Origin of the sequence: Streptomyces sp. NPDC053513 (assembly GCF_044544765.1) — a bacterium.
Lineage (GTDB): Bacteria > Actinomycetota > Actinomycetes > Streptomycetales > Streptomycetaceae > Streptomyces > Streptomyces litmocidini.
Genome location: NZ_JBITXP010000031.1, coordinates 1 through 17,552, shown reverse-complemented (window position 1 = coordinate 17,552; position 17,552 = coordinate 1). Strand labels below are relative to the sequence as shown.

The 17,552-nt window shown below is 68.2% G+C and carries 21 protein-coding genes and 2 pseudogenes; 10 read left to right on the top strand and 13 right to left on the bottom strand.

All coding sequences use genetic code 11. The annotated features are described in order from the left end of the window. The first annotated feature begins 44 nt into the window (after nt 1-44). Complete coding sequence (locus ACIGW4_RS33440) at nt 45-1,280, top strand: IS110 family transposase (RefSeq protein WP_399585033.1); 1,236 nt, start codon at nt 45-47, stop codon at nt 1,278-1,280. A gap of 15 nt (nt 1,281-1,295) precedes the next feature. Here ACIGW4_RS33440 and ACIGW4_RS33435 read toward each other — a convergent pair whose 3' ends face one another. Beyond that, nucleotides 1,296-1,511: a hypothetical protein gene (locus tag ACIGW4_RS33435; RefSeq protein WP_399585030.1), complete on the bottom strand. Its 216-nt coding sequence runs from the start codon at nt 1,509-1,511 to the stop codon at nt 1,296-1,298. An 847-nt stretch (nt 1,512-2,358) separates the two neighbouring features. Here ACIGW4_RS33435 and ACIGW4_RS33430 point away from each other — a divergent pair. Both ACIGW4_RS33430 and ACIGW4_RS33425 read left to right on the top strand, forming a co-directional pair. Then, complete coding sequence (locus ACIGW4_RS33430) at nt 2,359-3,585, top strand: hypothetical protein (RefSeq protein WP_399585027.1); 1,227 nt, start codon at nt 2,359-2,361, stop codon at nt 3,583-3,585. A gap of 240 nt (nt 3,586-3,825) precedes the next feature. Beyond that, nucleotides 3,826-3,903 (top strand): annotated as a pseudogene (locus ACIGW4_RS33425) (helix-turn-helix domain-containing protein); the annotation flags it as partial. 26 nt (nt 3,904-3,929) lie between these two features. On the opposite strand, the gene ACIGW4_RS33420 reads toward ACIGW4_RS33425, so the two are convergent. After that, a complete protein-coding gene (locus ACIGW4_RS33420; protein WP_399585024.1) occupies nt 3,930-4,085 on the bottom strand; it encodes a hypothetical protein in 156 nt (51 codons plus the stop codon). A 551-nt stretch (nt 4,086-4,636) separates the two neighbouring features. On the opposite strand from ACIGW4_RS33420, the gene ACIGW4_RS33415 reads away from it, so the two are divergent. Beyond that, complete coding sequence (locus ACIGW4_RS33415) at nt 4,637-5,374, top strand: RNA-guided endonuclease InsQ/TnpB family protein (RefSeq protein ID WP_399585021.1); 738 nt, start codon at nt 4,637-4,639, stop codon at nt 5,372-5,374. Nucleotides 5,375-5,547: 173 nt separating this feature from the next. After that, nucleotides 5,548-5,859: pseudogene (locus ACIGW4_RS33410) on the top strand (HAD hydrolase-like protein); the annotation flags it as partial. A 346-nt stretch (nt 5,860-6,205) separates the two neighbouring features. Here ACIGW4_RS33410 and ACIGW4_RS33405 read toward each other — a convergent pair. The 3 genes from ACIGW4_RS33405 to ACIGW4_RS33395 form a co-directional block, all read right to left on the bottom strand. Further along, nucleotides 6,206-6,703 (bottom strand): hypothetical protein, encoded by a 498-nt coding sequence (locus ACIGW4_RS33405; protein WP_399585019.1) that lies wholly within the window; start codon nt 6,701-6,703, stop codon nt 6,206-6,208. Continuing rightward, the gene (locus ACIGW4_RS33400) at nt 6,700-7,779 is read right to left on the bottom strand and encodes a helix-turn-helix domain-containing protein (RefSeq protein WP_399585018.1); all 1,080 of its coding nucleotides are present in this window, start codon (nt 7,777-7,779) and stop codon (nt 6,700-6,702) included. The genes ACIGW4_RS33405 and ACIGW4_RS33400 overlap by 4 nt, the downstream gene beginning before the upstream one ends. 183 nt (nt 7,780-7,962) lie before the next feature. Next, complete coding sequence (locus ACIGW4_RS33395) at nt 7,963-8,229, bottom strand: hypothetical protein (protein WP_399585015.1); 267 nt, start codon at nt 8,227-8,229, stop codon at nt 7,963-7,965. Nucleotides 8,230-8,715: 486 nt separating this feature from the next. Between ACIGW4_RS33395 and ACIGW4_RS33390 the strand changes: the two genes are divergently transcribed. After that, entirely contained in the window at nt 8,716-9,273 is a 558-nt protein-coding gene (locus ACIGW4_RS33390) for a hypothetical protein (protein WP_399585013.1), read from the top strand. A 213-nt stretch (nt 9,274-9,486) separates the two neighbouring features. Continuing rightward, complete coding sequence (locus tag ACIGW4_RS33385; protein ID WP_399585011.1) at nt 9,487-10,221, top strand: HNH endonuclease family protein; 735 nt, start codon at nt 9,487-9,489, stop codon at nt 10,219-10,221. Nucleotides 10,222-10,431: 210 nt separating this feature from the next. Here the strand turns inward: ACIGW4_RS33385 and ACIGW4_RS33380 are convergent, their stop codons facing one another. Together ACIGW4_RS33380 and ACIGW4_RS33375 are read right to left on the bottom strand one after the other, a co-directional pair. Continuing rightward, nucleotides 10,432-10,686, bottom strand: coding sequence for a hypothetical protein (locus tag ACIGW4_RS33380; protein ID WP_399585009.1), 255 nt, complete (start codon nt 10,684-10,686; stop codon nt 10,432-10,434). Further along, entirely contained in the window at nt 10,683-10,979 is a 297-nt protein-coding gene (locus tag ACIGW4_RS33375; protein ID WP_399585007.1) for a hypothetical protein, read from the bottom strand. Before ACIGW4_RS33375 ends, ACIGW4_RS33380 begins: the two co-directional genes overlap by 4 nt. A 158-nt stretch (nt 10,980-11,137) precedes the next feature. Here ACIGW4_RS33375 and ACIGW4_RS33370 point away from each other — a divergent pair, with 158 nt between their 5' ends. Both ACIGW4_RS33370 and ACIGW4_RS33365 read left to right on the top strand, forming a co-directional pair. Next, a complete protein-coding gene (locus ACIGW4_RS33370) occupies nt 11,138-11,689 on the top strand; it encodes a hypothetical protein (RefSeq protein WP_399585004.1) in 552 nt (183 codons plus the stop codon). Between the two features lie 51 nt (nt 11,690-11,740). Continuing rightward, nucleotides 11,741-12,244: a hypothetical protein gene (locus ACIGW4_RS33365; RefSeq protein ID WP_399585002.1), complete on the top strand. Its 504-nt coding sequence runs from the start codon at nt 11,741-11,743 to the stop codon at nt 12,242-12,244. Between the two features lie 71 nt (nt 12,245-12,315). Here the strand turns inward: ACIGW4_RS33365 and ACIGW4_RS33360 are convergent, their stop codons facing one another. From ACIGW4_RS33360 to ACIGW4_RS33345, 4 genes are all read right to left on the bottom strand, one after another. Beyond that, entirely contained in the window at nt 12,316-13,197 is an 882-nt protein-coding gene (locus ACIGW4_RS33360; RefSeq protein ID WP_399585000.1) for a hypothetical protein, read from the bottom strand. A gap of 45 nt (nt 13,198-13,242) precedes the next feature. Beyond that, entirely contained in the window at nt 13,243-14,067 is an 825-nt protein-coding gene (locus ACIGW4_RS33355; RefSeq protein WP_399584997.1) for a DUF6042 family protein, read from the bottom strand. A 96-nt stretch (nt 14,068-14,163) separates the two neighbouring features. After that, nucleotides 14,164-14,451: a hypothetical protein gene (locus tag ACIGW4_RS33350; RefSeq protein ID WP_399584994.1), complete on the bottom strand. Its 288-nt coding sequence runs from the start codon at nt 14,449-14,451 to the stop codon at nt 14,164-14,166. Between the two features lie 409 nt (nt 14,452-14,860). Then, entirely contained in the window at nt 14,861-15,433 is a 573-nt protein-coding gene (locus tag ACIGW4_RS33345) for a hypothetical protein (protein ID WP_399584992.1), read from the bottom strand. A gap of 237 nt (nt 15,434-15,670) precedes the next feature. Here ACIGW4_RS33345 and ACIGW4_RS33340 point away from each other — a divergent pair, with 237 nt between their 5' ends. After that, complete coding sequence (locus ACIGW4_RS33340; RefSeq protein WP_399584989.1) at nt 15,671-16,396, top strand: DUF4839 domain-containing protein; 726 nt, start codon at nt 15,671-15,673, stop codon at nt 16,394-16,396. A 6-nt stretch (nt 16,397-16,402) separates the two neighbouring features. Here the strand turns inward: ACIGW4_RS33340 and ACIGW4_RS33335 are convergent, their stop codons facing one another. Beyond that, nucleotides 16,403-16,879 carry a hypothetical protein gene (locus ACIGW4_RS33335; RefSeq protein WP_399584986.1) on the bottom strand — a complete coding sequence of 159 codons (477 nt, stop codon included), beginning with the start codon at nt 16,877-16,879 and terminating at the stop codon, nt 16,403-16,405. Nucleotides 16,880-16,912: 33 nt separating this feature from the next. Beyond that, complete coding sequence (locus ACIGW4_RS33330) at nt 16,913-17,035, bottom strand: hypothetical protein (RefSeq protein WP_399584983.1); 123 nt, start codon at nt 17,033-17,035, stop codon at nt 16,913-16,915. Nucleotides 17,036-17,552 lie beyond the last annotated feature (517 nt).

The window sequence follows — 17,552 nt, the reverse complement described above, 5'->3', positions numbered from 1 at the left end:
GCGCTCGTGACCAGCGCAAACACCGAACTCTGGTGAGAGGAACCTTGATCTACTGCGGAATCGACTGGGCGGAACAAACCCACGACGTCGCCCTGGTCGACGACACCGGCCAGCTGCTGGCCAAGCGGCACATCACCGACGACGCGGCCGGCTACAAAATCCTGCTGGAGCTGCTCGCCGAGTACGGCGACACCGCCGAGAACCCAATCCCGGTCGCGATCGAGACCTCCCGCGGCCTGCTCGTCGCGGTCCTGCGGACCGGCACGCGCAAGGTGTTCGCGATCAACCCGATGGCCGCCGCCCGCTACCGCGACCGGCACAGCGTCTCGCGCAAAAAGTCCGACCCCGGCGACGCCCTGGTCCTGGCCAATATCCTGCGCACCGACATGCATGCCCACCGGCCCCTGCCCGACGACTCCGACCTCGGCCGCGCGATCACCGTCCTGGCCCGCGCCCAGCAGGACTCTCTGTGGAACCGGCAGCAGCTCGCCAACCAGCTCCGCTCCCTGCTGCGCGAGTACTACCCCGCCGCCCTGACCGCCTTCGCCCCCTGGACCAACGGCCTGTGCCGACCCGAGGCCCGCGAGCTCCTCAAGACCGCCCCGACACCGACCCGGGCCGCACGGCTGACCCGCACCCAGATCCAGGCCGCCCTCAAGCGCGCCGGCCGCCAGCGCGGCATCGAAGCCGAGGCCGAACGCCTCCGCGAAGTCTTCCGGGACGAATGGGCCCATCAGCCGCCGCTGGTCGAGGACGCGCTCGGCAAGCAGATGCTCGCCCTCCTCATCCAGCTGGACGCCGCCTGCACCGCCGCCGACCAGCTCGCCGAAGCGGTCGAAGAGGCCTTCCCCCAGCACCCGGACGCCGAGATCCTGCTGAGCTTCCCCGGACTCGGCATCCAGCTCGCCGCCCGCGTCCTCGCCGAGATCGGCGACGACCGCACCCGCTTCGCCGACGCCCGGGGCCTGAAGGCCTACGCCGGCTCGTCACCCATCACGCGAGCCTCCGGCAAGAAGTCCGCCATCACCAGACGGTGGGTGAAGAACGACCGGCTCAACCACGCCGGCTACCTCTGGGCCTTCGCCTCACTCCGGGCATCCACCGGGGCCAACGCCCACTACCGGCGCCGCCGCGAGCAAGGCGACTGGCATGCCGCCGCCCAGCGCAACCTCTTCAACCGCATGATCGGACAGCTCTACCACTGCATCCAGCAACGCGAGCTCTTCGACGAACTCGCGGCGTTTCCCGCCCCACCGGAGCTCGCGGTCAGCGCTGCCTGACCGGCGGGCGGCTGGTCAGAGGTCGAGCTCGAAGTACTCGTCGATGGAGATGAAGCGGTGCTGGCCAGTCCCGGGATCGACCTCCAGGGGGACGTTCCCGCCGATCCCACCGCCCCCGTCGGTGGCGTTATAGAAGACGTAGAACTTCCCGTGCCGCTGCTTCACCGAGGTGACGGCCAAGTACTCGCCGATGAGCCCCTCGGCCAGGATGCGTGCGTCGCTCTCGCTCAACAATGGAACCTCCCCTGTCGAGGCAGGCTATCCGTACGCGGAGACGCCCTTCCACGGCACTCGATGTTCGAGGACGTGAGCCCTCCGGCTTGACGGCGTAGCAACGTGAGGTGTCTACAGCCACTGCAGGGTCTCAGTTTTTGTGGCCGAATCTCAGAGCAGATAACCGCTGTATGGGCAGTTGGCCACGTCTTTGAGACGCTCGTCACCCCGGACGTATCAGAGCTGCGGCTGTCGCCGACCACGATGCTTGAGCGCGGTGTGGCCCGGCTGGGTACGTCGAGGCGCCCTGCGATCCGGACCTGGCGTTCGACTCCTGCAGACAAGGTGGCGCACAGTGCGGCCGACGCATCGCCAGCCAGCCGTGTCCGCTGAGGGCGGTGGCCGACGTCCGGTCGCCGGCCCATTGGGGGCTTGCCGCCGCGTGGCACCCGAGCGCCGAGGCGGCGCGAAGTGGAGGTGGGGTCACGGCGGCGGCGAGCCGCCGTCGGTCACCACCTCGCCGATGAGATCGCGGACGAGTGCCGCCTGAGCGCGGGCCTGCTCCTGCTCATGGGCCTCTGCGACCGTGAGGGACAGCTCGGTGAGCGCGCCGTAAAAGGCTCGGGCGACCAGGTGGGCTTACGCCGACGTTCCGCGATATCGCCGGCGCCCCGAGGCTTCACTTTGGGAAGCGGCCTTCTTCGCCATTGTGGTCTGCCCGGATCCGGTCCTGTGATGCCTCCCTCCACCGTGCAGGCCAGGCCCGATAGAACCCGTCATCACAGCAGATGGCCGGAATCTTCGGTGTCCCCGCAGCAAGCCACGGGTAGCGCACCGAGCAGGACTCAACCGGGAGGGGATGAACTTGGGTAAGGCCAGCCGCGGCAAGAAGCAGCGCAGCCGCGACGCCTCGACCATGTGGAGCGCCACCAAGGCGGCCCGCGAAGCACACCACACTCGCTCTGAGACACTGCGGCTCCTGCGGGACAACACATGGGTACGCACCCTGCTGAGCTCGAACCTCAGCAACCGGATGGCTGAGCTGAACACCGTGATCCACCACAGCGACGTCCCCGAACAGCACAGACGCGACCTCGTCTTCGCCATGACGCTCGGCAAGCAGGGCATGCGTCCCCCATGGTCATCCGGCCCCGACCACGCCGCCCGCTGGCAGATGAGGCAGCTCCAACAGCTTCTGACGGACGCCGAGGTCCTCGTCATCTCGCCGGCCGCGCACGCGGCGGTCATGGCCGCCGCTGCCACCCTCGACCCCGCCGACGTCGGCACCCTCGACAAGGACCGCGACATCCCCATGCGTGCAGGCCTGCTCATCCTTCCCGACCCGATCATCGTGGAAAACCGGGGCGGTAGCCTCTCCGACATCAGGGCCTTCGGCTGGCAGTTCATCACCCAGCACCAGGTACTGCCCACCGCCCAGTACGACGGAGTGCAACTCACCTGCTTTATGGACCGCGACGGCCCCGTGCAGCCCGAATCCTGGCGCATGGCCGTCACCCACGCCCGAGCCACCGGCTCCCCGCTCCCCCCACTCGTCCCAGACGGCATCTACGGACTGCGGGCTGACGGCGCCCTCACCGCAGAGAGCAGCGAACAACACGTCGCACTCTCTGAGCAGCACCGCATCATCAACACGGCACTGAATCAGGTCGCCGCGCAGAACGCGCTGCCGCCGGAGGAAGGTATGTGGGACGGCGGGCGGATCGTGGACACCTACGACGACTTCGCCGCCCGCTACGCCTTTGCCTTCTGGCGCTTGGCCACTCAGGGCGTCACCATCCTCGGTTCACCGCATGAGCCGGAGGAGCAGGCACACCGGTCCAGGACCACGCCGATGCCAGCCGGGCCCGACGTCCGTGTCATCCGTCTCGCCCATCAGATCCCCACACAGCGGTACGGAGAAGAGGAAGGCACGAGCCGGGTCTACCACCACCGATGGACCGTCCGGATGCACAAGGTCCGCCAGTGGTATCCCTCCACCCAGGAACACCGGCTGATCTGGCGTGGCCCATACATCAAAGGTCCAGCCAACGCGCCCTTCATGATCGGAGAGAAGGCTTACTCCCTCAGCTGACCAGACTCACCAATGCAGGGCTGACCACGCTGTTCAACGAGAAACACAAGGCAGGGCGCCGGAACTCACTCGTACCGTCCTGCTCCACGCTCTCATGATCCCGCCTTGCACCCGCTGATTCAGCTCTCCAGCCGCCGAGAGCCGCCTGAGGTAGGTAACCGCACGTCAGGGGCATTGTCAGTGGGGCCCTATACGGTCCTGCCGAGCCGATGGGCAGCCAGGCCGACGTGGGAGGGGGGCATGGAGCAAGAGATCCTGCGGGGGTTCAAGTTCGCCCTGGACCCCACCCCGGCGCAGGCCGAGGCCCTGGCCCGGCACTCCGGCGCGGCCCGGTGGGCCTTCAATTACGCGCTCGCCGCCAAGGTGTCCGCGCACCAGCGGTGGCGGGCCGAGGTCGCCGAACTCGTTGACCGGGGCATGCCGGAAACGGAGGCGCGGCGGCGGGTGAAGGTGCCGGTGTCGTCGAAGCCGCAGATCCAAAAGCGGTTGAACGAGATCAAGGGCGACTCCCGAGTCGATGGCCGGCTGCCGGAGGGGGCGTCTGGTCCGGAACGGCCGTGTCCGTGGTGGCACGAGGTCAGCACGTACGCGTTCCAGTCAGCGTTCGCAGACGTGGACCAAGCCTGGAAGAACTGGGTCGACTCGCTGCGCGGCGTGCGGGCGGGGCGGAAAGTCGGCTACCCGCGGTTCAAGAAGAAGGGCCGCTCCCGGGACTCTTTCCGTCTCCACCACGACGTGAAGAAGCCGGGCATCCGGCTGGCGACGTACCGGCGGCTGCGGCTGCCGACGATCGGCGAGGTCCGCCTGCACGACTCCGGCAAGCGCCTGGGCCGGCTCGTCGAACGCGGCCAGGCGGTCGTGCAGTCCGTGACCGTCTCCCGCGCCGGCCATCGCTGGTACGCCTCCGTGTTGTGCAAGGTCACCACGACCGTCCCTCAGCGACCGTCACGGCGGCAGCACGAGCGGGGCACCGTCGGCGTAGACCTCGGTGTGAAGACCCGCGCAGCCCTCTCCCAACCCCTCGACCCCGCCGACCCGACCAGCATCCTGGTTGCGAACCCCCCGCCACCTGGCCCGCGCCGAACAGCGGCTGGTGAAGGCACAGCGGGCGCTCTCCCGCACGGAGAAGGACTCGCGGCGCCGGGACAAGGGCCGGCGGAAGGTTGTCCGACTGCACCACGAAGTCGCGGTGCAGCGCGAGGGCGCGCTGCACACGGTAACCAAGCAGCTCGCGACTCAGTTCGCGGTCGTCGCTGTCGAGGACCTCCACGTCGCTGGAATGACCGCGAGCGCCCGCGGCACCCTCGAAGCCCCCGGCCGCCGGGTGAAGCAGAAGGCCGGCCTCAACCGGGCCATCCTCGACGCCGCCCCCGGCGAGTTCCGCCGACAGCTCACCTACAAGACCGCCTGGTACAGGTCCAAGCTCGCGGTCCTCGACCGCTGGTTCCCCTCCAGCAAGACCTGCTCAGCCTGCGGATGGCAAAACCCACGCCTCGCACTGGCCGACAGGACGTTCCACTGCCCCGACTGCGGACTGACGATCGACCGGGACCTCAACGCCGCCCGGAACATCGCCCAGCATGCCGTCGTGGAAGACGCACCACCCGTCGCCCCTGGTAGAGGGAAGACGCAAAACGCCCGTGGAGCACTGGTAAGACCAGACAGCCGCAAGGCCGCCCGGCACAGAGCGACGAAGCAGGAAGACACCCGGTCGTCCGGCCAGGTGCCACCCCGGCGGAGCAATCCGCCGGCGTCCCTACATACGCAAAGCCAGGCCACGCTCTTCTAAACCAGCAGGTCACGAAAGGCACGGCCCACGCGCGCAGCGGACGACCCTACCTCCTCCCCCTGCCCCCGCACGGACACCAGTATTGATAGCGGCCGTAATCGGCGGTGGCATCGGCTTGGTGGGCGCGCTCCTCGGGGGCACGGCGGCTGTGATCGCAGCCCGCCGCCCGCGACCTCGATCTCGACCTCACTCGATCGTGGATGGTCGGCGACTCCCCGTGCGACGTGGAGGCGGGCTACCGGGCGGGGACCCGTACCGCAAGGGTGGGTGTCGGGCTCAACGGGCGTGCTGATGCCGATGTGACCGGTGCGACGACGTCCGAGGTTCTCCGTCACGTGGTAGGGGCACAACGTGGTGCTGTGAGGGGACGTCGATATCTCCCATTGAGCGTAGGCCAAGCTGCAGACGTAACGTTCCGCCGAGACCTGCGTTCGTCGGGAGCTGAGCGGGCGCGGAACAGTGCCCCCGCGCTCCGAGACCGCTGAGGTTATGAAGACGTCGGCTGTCCCCCAGGACAGCACGGCCAGGCCCTTGCACTGTGTGCCAGATACCGCGAGGCGATCACAAACCAGCACCCACGTTGGTCGAAGACATGGATACGCCTCGGCGGCGAAGGCAGTGCGCTGTGGGGTCGCAGCTTCGTGTCGTGCCCAGAACCTTCTCGGCACCCGTCTCCGCGGACCAGCCGGCTCACCGACGGCGAATTCGGCAGCCCGCACTGTCTCGCCGCCTGTTCTCGAAAGACCGCACTGTCCAAGCACCGGAGAGGCATCGAGGGTCGGAGCGCCGTATAGATAGGGATACGTCTGATGGGACCAGAAAGAGGGGCCCTCAGAGGTGGGACAGAAGATGGCCGGAGTCGAGAGGCCGCGGTGCGATGAGGTAGCGAATCTTGCTGGCGTCATGGCCGACGACCTGGGCGATCGTGTTGACGCTTTGGCGGAGCAGGTGGTGCAGGACGAGGGCGTCGTACTGAAGCCCGGTGGAGGCCTGGATCTCCTGTATGGGCCGGGTACGGCTTTCGGCGCAGGCGACGAGCTGCTCCCAGGCGAGTTGGGCGGGGTGGGGCTGGCTGATGACGTAGTTCCAGTTCGCTGAGAGAAGGCCGAAGGTCTGGTCCACAGCGGATCGAGCTGCGGCGGGGGGCAGGTGGGCGTGGGCGTATGCCTCGTAGGGGCCGCGGGTGAGGGTGTGGAAGGCGTCGAGCGCCGGCGGGAGGAGGAGGGTGACAGGGAGGGTGTTCGTTCGCCGGGCTGCGGCACGCTGGCGCTGACGGCCAGCCGACGGCGGCGACGTGGGGCTGAGGGTCTGAGCGGTGCGGGGCGTCATCCGAGGGAGCCTGCGGAGATGGTGGACGTGGGGATCGACAGCCCTGGGGCGGCTGTCATGGGCGTTGCGGCCCGAGGTTGAGCAGCGTGCCAGAGGGGCTGAATGACTTCGGGCTGTCCGTTGAGGGCGGTGACGAGGGTGCGGACAGTGGTCCAGTCGGGGGTGCGGGTGCCGTGCAGGATGCCGGTGATCTCGTCCTGGGACAGCGAGTTCCCGGTGCGGGCGGAGACTTCCGCAGGGGCGAGGTTGCCGGCGGCGAGCTGCATGCCGCGCAGGGCGGCGTGGAGACTGCCGGGCTGGACTACGTGGTACCCGCGGGTGGCTTCCCATAGGGGGCGCAGCACGTCGGGGTCCGCTCCACAGGCGATGGCGATCGCGCGGGTCACCTTCCACGACGGGGTGCGTTCGCCGGTCAGGACGCGGGAGATGTAGGAGCGGGATACTCCGGCCTGGTCGCCGAGGGCGGAGAAGGTCTTCTTCGACTCTCGCTGGAGCTGGGACAGGGCTTTGGAGAGGGTCGCGGCCGGGGTGGTAGTGGGGGCGGCGGGGGTGCTGAGGCTTCCTGGAGCGCCGCCCTCGGGCGTGGGCGTTCGGGGGGATGGTGGTTCCGGGGCGCGCGGGGCGGGGATTTTGACCTGCTGGGGTGGTGGTGCGGCGTTCCGCTTCCGGGCGCGCTTGACGTGATCGCTCTTGCGGCGGGCGACGGTGGTCTCGGTCATGTTCAGTGCTTTGGCGATCTGCGGCTTGGTCATCTGCCGGTCGAACGCCTGCTGGAAGAAGGCCAGCTCGAGGTCGCTCTGGAGCCGGTTGAGGCTGTCCTGGATGAGGAGGATCGCCTCGATCGGCTGGGTTTTCTCCCGTGCGTGCGCGACGAGGGCGTCGGCCACCCTTTGGAGCTCGTAGGCGAGCTTGATGGTGTAGCCGTCGTTGTCGGTGCCCTGGCGTGGGGCCCCGGACTTTCGGTGTCGGCGGCCGCACTCGTCGGAGCAGTAGAGGCGGGGCCGACCCTTGGAATTCTGTCGGAGGTGACGGTGGCACTGGGGGCACTTGGGGGTGTCCTGGTCCATCGTGGTCATGCTGGCTGGTCCTTCTGGAGGGTTGCTTCCGGGAATCCGAGCTGCTCGGAAATGGCAATCACCCGCCTCCCCGCGACTAGCCGAAGATCATCCGGGGTGAAGTCGGCGCGGTCGGGGCGGGATGCGGGGGCCGGAAGGGGCGGAATGCCGGTGGTCGGCGTTCCGCCCCTTCGAGCAGGGCTGTCACATGCGAAGGTGCCGGTAGCGGATCCAGGACTGACGGGCGGCGGCCGTCAGGAAAGCGACCGCGCCGAGGCCAGGGGCAAGCACCTCGGGCGCGGTCCACAGGATGATGCCGAGGACCGGCATCGCGAGGAACGGGCCTACTTGAATGTTGACTTGAATGTCACGCCAGGCGGTTTCGACCGCCCAACCTCGCGGAATGGTACGGTCGAAACGCTTCGGCCAGGGGCCCACAGGCTCAGGGGCCGGGAAAAGGTCAGGGGGCATGAGTCCTCCTTGATCGTCACAGTGAGCGTGGTGAGTCAGCTCAACGCCTGTGGTTGGCGCCCGGGTTGAGCTGGCTCACCGCGACGCTACATCGTCACCCGTACGGCGGGCGTCATTACGGTCCGTTAATGAGGCTGATTGAGATTGCCGCGCGATCGCTCGGACAGGCTTTCGACTCCCTGACCTGCCGAACAATCGACACTCGAACACTTTTGCAAATTTCTGATCGATCCCACGTCTCGCCGGGAACACGCGCCCCGCGCACTCCCAGCGCGCCGAACGCCCACTCGATACACCCGCCACGCCTCCTGGACGGCTGAGGGTGCCGGGTGTCAGCGAGCCACACTTCCCCTCGTTCGTGATGCCCTTCTCGGACTCGCGAGGTCCGCAATCAAGCCAGGCGCCGTGATTCCCCTCTGCGGCTCACGCGACTGATCCCCGAGGCCGTTCTTCGCTCCCGGAACTCGGGTACGGCAGGATGCCGCCATGGATCAGGGGTGGGCGGCCGTCATAGCGGCCGGAGTAGCAGGCGTCGTCGCGCTGATCGGCGCCTTCATCGGTGTCTGGCTGGGCCGGCGGACTGTACGCGACCAGGCGCAGGTTGAACACCAGCAGTGGCTCCGCGGCCAGCGCCAAGAGGCGTACGTGGCTTTCGGGGCCGAGTGGGACGAGCTGCTCCCGAAGTTCGAGGACCTGGTCCTCGACGGGCACCAGATGGAGATCCTCGACCAGGAGGACGGTTGGGATGAGGCCAACATGGTGGTGGTGGAGTCGATGCACCAGGATCTGGCGCCTCTTCGTCGGGCCGCCGAACGGATCTTGATGTTGGGCCCGGACCCGGTGGAGCGGGCGGCGACTGCGATGGTCGACGCCGCCGAGGACGTCCTGGTCGGGATCGGCGCCCAGTACGTGCCCCCTGAGGAAGGGCATGAGCGGCTGGAGGAGTACTGGCGGGCAGTGGGGCAGACCGATGCCCGACGGTCGGCTTTTCTTCAGGAGACGAGGAAGGTCCTGCGGCAGGCTCCGGACACGAAGCGCTCTTGATGGCTGAGGGGAACCCGTGAACAGGCAGCTGCCGGTGACGGATTCTCGCTCCAGAGCCGTTCCCTGCTGGCATTGCCGGACCGAAGAAGTGCCCGCCCGGTGCAACGTGCGACGGCTTCCCAGGCGGGCTCTGCTCTCATCCTGCGCCTCATCACCGTCTGCCGCGCGCTCGGGGGACCGTTTCTGCGGTGAATCTCCTCCCCTGGACGGCTGATGCCAGTGCGCGGAACCGTGCGCGTCAGGGCGGCGTGCCGCTATCTGTCGTCCGTGATCAAGAAGTTCCTGCGCGTTGCCGCGCTCTCCCTCGTCCTGTCTCCGCTCGTCCTTCCGCCTTCGATCGCTGTTGCCGTGCCGTCGGCCCCGGCGGTCGCCGAGGTGGTGGGCCTGGCCGACGCCGTCAAGCAGATCCCCGTGGCCGACGAGTCCCGGGACGGCTACACCCGCAACCAGTTCAAGCACTGGAACACCGGCCTGGATCCGGCGGACGGCTGTAACACGCGCACCGAGGTCCTCTTGTCGGAAGCGGTCGTGGCGCCGGAGGTGGCGGCCGGCTGCAAGCTGTCCGGCGGGTCGTGGGTGTCGTACTACGACGGCCAGGAGGTCAACGACCCGGCCAAGCTCGACATCGACCACATGGTCCCGCTCGCCGAGGCCTGGGATTCCGGTGCGAGCGCCTGGACGCCGGCGCGACGGGAGGCGTACGCCAACGACCAGGGCGCGGCCGCCTCGCTCGTCGCGGTCACCGCGCGCACGAACCGGTCGAAGGCCGATCAGGACCCGGCGCAGTGGATGCCGCCGCTGCCCGACGCGCACTGCCGGTACGTCGGCGAGTGGACCGCGACGAAGCTCCGCTGGGGCCTGTCCGCGGACCGGGACGAGGTCCAGGCGCTCGCGGTGTATGCGGAGGCCTGCGAGTCGACCGTCGTCCACTACACGCCCGCCCCCTAGACCTTTCTGCCGGGGATGCACTGCGCCCCCACACCTGGGGTCACCGGGAGCGGGGGCGCACAGGGGGCATCTCAACGACCAGTCGACACACCACCTAAGGATCACCGTAGTGGCCGGCGAATGGCCTCGAGGCGGCGTATCGATTCGCCCTCACCCTCACGGGCGATGGGGATGTGCAAGTGGGGACGGGCTGGTTGACGTGCGGGCCGGTCAGGGGCCGGCGATCAGCCACAGGATCAGGACGGCGTCCAGGTCGGGATCGTGCCGGTAGACGACGGACAGGCCGCGGCCGCCGGTCTCGTCGGGCAGGACCTCGACGACCCGCGTGTCGGTTCCGGGCAACGGCCGGCCCCGGCCGGGGGCGTCCTCGAGCGAGCGGCGTACCGTCTCGACGGCGGCCTGCTCGCGGGCGGTGAGTTCGGCGAGGATCTTCTCGGCGGCGTCGGAGTGGAACGCGTGGGTCACCGGCCGTCGCCCTTGGACAGCTTCCGGCGGATCTCGGCGGCGACGTCGTCGTTGCTGCGGGCGATAGCGGCCGTGGCGTTCGGGTCGCGGGCGAGCAGGACACGGTGCCGGTAGGCCTGAACGATCTCGCGGACGCGGGTGAGGTCGTCGAGATCGACGGCGCCGAGCTCGGCGTCGAACTCCTGGCGGTCGCCCGCGAAGCCGTACGCGGTGAGGGCTTCGCGGAGCTCGGCGAGGGTCCGCATGGGCGGTACGGGCCCGGTCGGGCCGGTGTACTCGGGCTGTGCGGTCACGAGAGCCTCCCCGGGGCATCGCTGCTGTCGGCTGCCAGCCTACGCGGTACGCGGCCGGTCAGTCCTTGTAGCCGATCTGGAAGCTCCGGGCGCCGCAGCACCTCAGAACCCGCTCAAGTCCTGAACACACGGCAGCGTGCCAGGCGAAGCTGGCCAGCATGACCACTATCGATTGGGGCACCTTCCCTACCTGGGTCAGCAGTCTCGGTACGACGGGGGCTCTCTGGGTTGGCGCCGTTACCCTGCGCCGCGCGCAAAACAAAGAACGCAGCACTGAAGCTGATGCGGTCAAGTGCGACTGGAAGCGCAGGGACTGCTGCGGGTACAAGGCGCTCCAGGGCTGGACCGCTGACGTATCGAACGGAGGGCCCCGGCCGATCTACAACGTCTACGCGATCACCTTCGATTCCAGCACGGGCATCATGGGGGAGGGACGGCAGATCGCAAACGTTCTGCAGCCTGGTACGGCCGACCACGTCCACGTTTCGGGTGGCTCTCCCGAGTGGTCCCGCCCCTATGCCATCCTCTTCCGCGACACCGAAGGCACATGGTGGCTGCGCGACATATTGGAGCAGTCTCTGTACCGACGCAGCCGGATTCCGGGGACTGGTCGTGTCCGCCACACCATGCGCCGCTTGCGGAAGGAAGGGCGTCTCACCCCGCCGCAGCTGCTGCAGCGTGGAGGGAATGGGCACCGAGCTCCCTGGTGAGCTTCTCCGATACGTTCCAGGCCGTCCGCCTGGAGTGGCAGGATCCCCGGCATGAGTGAGTGGGGGATCGCCCTGATCGCCGCCGGGTCGGCGGTAGCGGGCAGCATCGTGACGGGATGGTTCACGCGTAGCGCCGGCCTGCGGCAGGCCAGCGCGGCAGAGGCCGCCGGTCAGGCACAAGCGGGCGCGCTGATATCGACCGTGCAGGCCACGTTGGACGAGCAGCGTCGGGTTCGCGCGGCAGACCGGCGCCGACAGGTGTACGCGCAGTTCCTGGCGGCAGTCGAGGAGGCCCACCTCGCCGCCTACCGCAGAAGCGAGCACGACGCCGTAGCCATCGGGGCGCGCCTCTTCCAGGCGCAAGGCGCTGTAGACCTTGAAGGGCCCGCCCACGTGACGGAGGCGGCCTACGAGGCTGCACACGCGGTCTCCCTCCTCCGCGCCGCGCGTGGCCCCGCGGCCGAGTCCGAAGCGGCTGATGAGATCAGTCGGAAGCGAGCGGCCTTCATCCGGGCGGCGCAGGAAGCGATCGGGGAGATCGAAGACTCGTCCTGACCTGTTCGTGTGGGTGGTGGCCTCGCCCGTCGGGACCGAGACCACCACCCCACGCCGTTCACGCCCGGAAGCTACAACGGGTCTGGGCCGCAGATACCGCAGTTCCGCTTTTTGCTGCCCTTCCTGCGTAGTTCCTCCGCAGTGAACAGTGCCGGCAGACGAGACCAGAACACGTGCCGCGGCTCCCCGCTCTCTGCGGCTTCCTTCACCTGGGCCTCGAGCGCCTCCAGGCCCTTCTCGGGGTTGGAAAGGGTGACGCAGTCCCAGCGGTGCAGCCGTGCTCCTCCTGACCCGATGGCGTAGGTCTTGCCTTCGCTCAGCTCCTTCTTCCATCGGGCGATGTCGGCGGCAGCGTGGTCCCGCGCGCTGCGAACACCGGCGCAACCTCGACAGAGACCCTTGATGTACTCGCAGGAGCACTCGCCGCAGTCCTGGCACGGCACGCAGGGATGCACGCGCTGTTCGGGGACACCCGCCGGTACCTGGCCTGATGCCGTCTGGTCATTGCCGAGCGGGTGGGGTGCTGCAGCGAGATCGGTGTTCTTGTAGCTGGGAACGTCACCCCAGACGTAGCCCTCTCGAACCGCCTGGCCGAGGTGGTCTCGCAGGTTCAGCGCGTCGAAGGAGGACCTCCACCATCCGCTGGCAGGACCATGTCCCGGGCCTCCCTCGGCGTAGATCGCTGCGATCTCGAGGGCGCTTGTAAACGAGTCGAACGCGTAGTGGAGCACTTCGCCGAGCTGGTCGAGGTCTTCGGCGCTGGGAGTGTTGCGGCTGTTGACAGCCCGGTTGACTCCGCGCAACGCGGCCGCGCACACGATGCCGGCGGCTTGAAGCGGGAGGGGGTCCGCTTCCTCGCGGTCGGGCAGGGCAAGGCGTTCAAGGAGTTCTGCTCGTTCGTCGGCGGTCAGGGAACCCAGCAGGTGTCGAGCGAGAGCAGGGATGTCGGTCATGGTCTCCTCGGGTGGTCGTGCCCTTCCCCGGGCAGCAGATCGGGATCATCCTCGCGTGATGGTGATGCGGTGCTCGTTGAAGTGCTGCCAGTCCAGCACCAGGTGGAAGCGCTCGTGGTCCTTGAGGTCCTCGAGAAGGGTCTGCGCTCGTTCAGCTCCGCGCTCGAACCGTGCCTCACCTTCCCGGAACAGCCGGCCCAGGGCGTGACGGACGTCGTCCTCGCTGAAGTTGATGGCCTTGGCCAGCCGGTCTACGGACGTGAAGACCTCCTCCGGGTGGTTCAGGGTCTTCTCGAGGTAGTCGATCAGGGCCTGCTCGGCCGGCCCGCCCTCCCAGATCCTCCTGCTGTTCGCGATCCTGGCCCGCTCTTCGTCCGACAGCGGCAGGACGGTCTCCGGGCCCGGAAGGGGGTCGGGCATGCTCCAGACTCCGTCCTGTCGGCTGGCGATGCCGAGGGCGATCATGGTGTCGGCGAGCTCGCGGATCGTGGTCGGGACGGGAATGCCAGCAGTCCGGAGTAGTCCCTCGCATCGGGCCTGATGCTCCTCGGCCTCGACGCGGAGCTGCGCCTTCTCTGCCTCAGTCTCGGCGTAGTCCAGCTCGTCCGAGTCCATCCACAACACGGGCGAGTCGAGGGAGTCGCTGGCCTTCCCGAAGAAGGCGCCGTACTCGCCCTCCTCGAAGATCTGCGCCAGGACCTCATCGACGGTGCCTCGAAGCTGCCGAACCGAGGCCGTGCCGAAGAGCATGGACAGTGCCATCGACTGGTGCTGCGGGAGGTAACTGGGCCAGCCGCTGGCGAACCAGCCGTTATGCAGGGACAGGTAGCCGTCGTCGTTGCTCTGAGCGGTGTCCTGGTCGACGGACATAGGGCTCCTTCTGCGAGGTGTCAGGGGGCGTGAGTGCCATCTTGGCGGGCTTGGTGGCCTTGGGGGCGGGTTCCGAATGGAACCCGCCCCCAAGGGTCAGAATGGCGCCGGCCCCTGGCTGCTGAAGGCAGCAAGGTCGGGATTCTGCCGGGCGAACTCGGCGCAGAGCCGGGCGTCCTCCTCGGCGGCCAGCCGCTGGCGCTCCGCCTCGGCCTCGGCCCGCGCTACGGCTTCGGTCTCTTCGCGGGCGGCCCGCTCGGCGTCCTCCTGCTCGAGCTCGACGATGAGCCGGGCGCCGGCAGCGGCCTGCTCAGTCGCGTCCTCCTCGACGGCCCACTGCTCGGCCAGGGCGGCGCCGGCGGCTTCGGCTTCCTGCCGCTCCAAGCAGTCACCGCACAACGGGCCCGTACCGACCGGGATCGACCGGCTGCAGTAGGAGCCCCGGAGCAGTCCCCCGTGATCGCTCGTGCAAGGGTTCCTCCAGCCCGCTGGGACGGCATGCTGGCCGCAGGGTCCCGGCGGGGCCCTCCTGGGCTTGGCTTTGTCCATGAGTACGGGTTCTGGCGCAAGTTCTGTGGTGTCGAGTCGGATCTCGGTGTCCGAGGTCGGAGCACGCCGGGAACCAGCAGGTCAGAAGCCTGTCACAAGGCAGGCAGAAGCCCGGTCGGTGTAGCTCCACAGAAGTTGTGCCAGAACCTGAGTAGGCTCTGGCTCAGGTTCTGTGACGCGGCCACGCTGAGTTAGCGGATCACCTCGCGGTTGACCGTTCCCGATGGCGAGAACGAACCCCGGGTCAGTCTCCCGCCTCGGCTACAGACCTCTTGCTGAGGAACTGCTTCGCTGCCTCAACCGCTTCTCTGTTGAGTTCCTCAACGGAGACTCCCCAGCTCTCCTCCCAGCCGTCGAGGTTGTGCGCGCATTGCACAAGGGGTTTCAGCTCTTCGGGATAGCCGAGGTCATAAGCGATGTCTGCCCAGATGAGGTGAGTACCGGCGGCGGGATCCAGGGATCCGTCGGCGATCTGACCGGCGATCCAGTAGGCCATCGCCCACTTTGCGGCCCGGGGATCCGCGGGCGGGCGGAAGAGCAGTCCCAGCTCCTCCAGTACTTGGTCGAAGAGCTCTGACGCTTCGGGCTCTTCGCTCCGGAGGAGCCCAGCCAGCAAGGCCAGAGACGGGCTCTCGACCCCAGCCATCAGCGCGTCCAGACCTGCCTGAATGAGCCGGTCCGACCCGACATGCCTGCCAAATGCCCGCTCACGCGCGATGTGTCTAAACTGCTCGAGGGCATCGTCGCTGGTCATCAAGGTCTTCTCCGTCGGCATCTGGAAGGGGAAGGCTTGCACATCCACCGGCGCCGCTGCCATCGAGTTCCTCCAGTCGTCGGTAATCAGGACATGAGAACGCGCTTCCGCAGGAGGGCGCGGAGGCGGCGTGCGAGCTCGCGGACGCCGCGGCCGGGCCCGGCGCTGGTCTCTTCTTACAGCAGGCCGCCTGGCGGAAGGCAGAGCTGAGGGGGACGTGAGAACGTCGAGTTTCTCGTGGAGTCCCCTATGCTCACGGGGCAGTTGGTACGAGCAGTTCTTTGAGGGGACCGGAGCCGCGTGACCGACGTAATCAAGTATGAGCACAAGACTGTGCAGGCAGTTCGCGGCACCGACGGCTTGGTGATCTCGAAGATGCAGAAGGACGGCTGGGAGCTGGTGGGACAGGCGCAGGGCATGCTGCGTTCCACCCTCGACTTCCGCCGACCGAAGAAACCGGTACCGCGGCTCTTGATCGGGGCTGCGGCCGGCGGCTTCGTGGTCTTGGCCATCATCATCGGCGTGGCCGCGGCGCTCGAGGACGAAGGCGAGAAGAAGTCGAACAAACCGACGACCGCCACCGCGAGCGCAGAACCCTCCGCAACGCCCACTCCGGCCGCAGCTCGGACAGCTGCCGCTGAGGTGATCACGCCCGAGACCAACGCGGAGTTCGCGGCGCTGCTGAAGACGCCGGACAGCTGCGACAGCTCCATCTCGGACTTCGCGACCAAGTACAAGGGTAAGACGGTCGCCTTCGACGGCTCGATCGTGCACATGGCTCCCCACGGCGACTACGACACCCGCTACGACTTCCTCCTGGGCCCGGGCGACCAGGGTCCGAAAACGAGGGTTGGCCCTGCCTTCAAGTACGAGGACGTCAACACCCGCGACCTCAAGCTGACTGGCCGAAGCACCCCCGACACCGTCCGGGCGGGCGATAAGTTTCGCTTCGTCGCTGAGGTGGGCGAATTCAACGCGACGCAGTGCCTCTTCTTCCTGGACCCGGTTTCGACCGGGATCCGTTAACCGGACTCAGCTTTCAAGGGCGGAGTGGCGGGCCAGCACGAGATGCCGCCACCATCTGCGGACCGTGCTTTCGGCATCGAGCCACCGAGCGGAACTCAGCAGGGCGGGCCGGTCGCCCATGAAGGCGGCGATGTCGGTGGAATACGCGTAATCGCCGCCCTCGGTGAGTCCCCTGAGCCGGGCGATGGTGTCAGTGATGCCCTGGTCGTCGCCGAGGACGGCTTGGTGGAAGCAGACGACGAACTCGAGGATCGCGGTGGCGATGGCGACGCCGGAGACGCGGATCTCCTCGCGCAGGACGTGGGCGCGGTCCAGGACGCCGTGGTCGGTGCCGGCGTCCCGGACGAGGGCGGCCATGTCTATGGTGTGGCCGGTCTGGCGCAAGGTGAGTTCGGAGACACGGGCGGCGGTGGCGAAGCCGAGGAGCACCAGGGCGGCGTTGCGCTGGCCGGCGAGGGTGGTTCGGTCGGTGCCGGTGAGCATGGCGCGGATCTGCGCGAACAGGGCGGCGGTGGCCTACCGCGGGTGCGCGGCGGCGGCCTTCTGCTCGGCAAGGCGGTCGCGGTGGGCGTTGAGGACGGCGCGGGCGCCGCGCATGTTCGGCTTCGGGTGGCCCTGTTCCAGGTGCCAGGTGGTCACGGCGGGTAGGGCGCGCTCAATCGTCGACGGGCTGGCCGGGCGGTTCGTGCGGGGCCGGGGGGTGACGGTCTGGTGCCGGACCCACTCGGCCATCGTCTCGCCGGAGGCCGGCAGGACCGTGCGGCCTTCGCGCAGGCACCAGGCGGCAAAGGCCTCGCGGTCCGCTGCGTAGGCGTGGCGGGTGGAGACAGCCGCGCTCGCCTCGATGGCGGCGACGGTCTCGGGGGACAGGTGCCGGTCCCGCTCGGTGGGGACGGCCGTCCCGCAGCGAGAGTGTCCGATGTCGGGTGTCGGCCCCTCGGCAAGCGCCAGCGCAGCCGAGAAGAGTCCGACGAAGAACCTGAGAAATGCGTGTCATGCAGACGTCTCCCAGGCCCCCCTTCTCTATCGAACGGCTTTCGCGGACCGGCCGCGCAGCCTTAGAGCTCGTAACACGATCTTGTTGAACGGTCCTGGTAGGCCGTGACCGGTGTGACGATTCGGCCGTTCGGGATGGTGTGACTACCCGGCCGTGGAT

Bases quoted from the DNA above. Each gene is read 5' to 3' on its own strand.
- ACIGW4_RS33405 (WP_399585019.1), bottom strand. From the start codon at position 6,703: ATGACGCCCCGCACCGCTCAGACCCTCAGCCCCACGTCGCCGCCGTCG.
- ACIGW4_RS33400 (WP_399585018.1), bottom strand. From the start codon at position 7,779: ATGACCACGATGGACCAGGACACCCCCAAGTGCCCCCAGTGCCACCGT.
- ACIGW4_RS33395 (WP_399585015.1), bottom strand. From the start codon at position 8,229: ATGCCCCCTGACCTTTTCCCGGCCCCTGAGCCTGTGGGCCCCTGGCCG.
- ACIGW4_RS33390 (WP_399585013.1), top strand. From the start codon at position 8,716: ATGGATCAGGGGTGGGCGGCCGTCATAGCGGCCGGAGTAGCAGGCGTC.
- ACIGW4_RS33385 (WP_399585011.1), top strand. From the start codon at position 9,487: ATGCCAGTGCGCGGAACCGTGCGCGTCAGGGCGGCGTGCCGCTATCTG.
- ACIGW4_RS33370 (WP_399585004.1), top strand. From the start codon at position 11,138: ATGACCACTATCGATTGGGGCACCTTCCCTACCTGGGTCAGCAGTCTC.
- ACIGW4_RS33365 (WP_399585002.1), top strand. From the start codon at position 11,741: ATGAGTGAGTGGGGGATCGCCCTGATCGCCGCCGGGTCGGCGGTAGCG.
- ACIGW4_RS33360 (WP_399585000.1), bottom strand. From the start codon at position 13,197: ATGACCGACATCCCTGCTCTCGCTCGACACCTGCTGGGTTCCCTGACC.
- ACIGW4_RS33355 (WP_399584997.1), bottom strand. From the start codon at position 14,067: ATGTCCGTCGACCAGGACACCGCTCAGAGCAACGACGACGGCTACCTG.
- ACIGW4_RS33345 (WP_399584992.1), bottom strand. From the start codon at position 15,433: ATGGCAGCGGCGCCGGTGGATGTGCAAGCCTTCCCCTTCCAGATGCCG.
- ACIGW4_RS33335 (WP_399584986.1), bottom strand. From the start codon at position 16,879: ATGCTCACCGGCACCGACCGAACCACCCTCGCCGGCCAGCGCAACGCC.